1 protein-coding gene is annotated in these 598 nt (G+C 71.9%); it reads left to right on the top strand.

Features of this window, described 5'->3' with window-relative positions; all coding sequences use genetic code 11:
• Positions 1 to 598: condensation domain-containing protein (locus FF041_RS38575; RefSeq protein ID WP_194292343.1), on the top strand; the 598-nt coding region annotated here is incomplete at both ends.

Raw genomic sequence — 598 nt, 5'->3', positions numbered from 1 at the left:
GACGCCGGTGGAGGAGGTGCTCTGCGGGCTGTTCGCCGAAGTCCTCGGGCTGGAGCGGGTGGGTGCCGATGTGTCCTTCTTCGACCTCGGCGGGGACTCGCTCCTCGGGATGCGGCTCATCGCCCGGATCCGGGCCGTCCTCGACACCGAACTGAGCATCCGGGAGCTCTTCACCTCGGCGACGGTGGCCGCGGTGGCCCGGTTCCTCGACGGCGGGGACGGCGGAGACGGCGACGTACAGACCGCGCTGCGGCCGGTGACCCGCCCCGATGTGATCCCGCTGTCCTTCGCGCAGCAGCGGATGTGGTTCCTGAACCGGCTGGAGGAGACCGGCTCCGGCGCCGACGCGGCGTACAACCTGCCGCTGGCGCTGCGTCTGACGGGTGCGCTGGACATCGCCGCGCTGGAGGCGGCGCTCGGCGATGTCGCGGACCGGCACGAGAGCCTGCGTACCGTCTTCCCCGAGACGGACGGGTCTCCTCGGCAGCAGATCCTTGAGGGGACTGCCGGGCGGCCACGGCTGGAGACCGCCGAATGCGCCGAGGCCGATGTCCGCGATCTGCTCGCGGCGACCTCGGACCGCGGCTTCGATGTGAGC

Origin of the sequence: Streptomyces jumonjinensis (genome assembly GCF_009600885.1) — a bacterium.
Classification (GTDB): Bacteria; Actinomycetota; Actinomycetes; order Streptomycetales; family Streptomycetaceae; genus Streptomyces; species Streptomyces jumonjinensis.
This window is presented reverse-complemented; position numbering and strand designations above follow the sequence as displayed.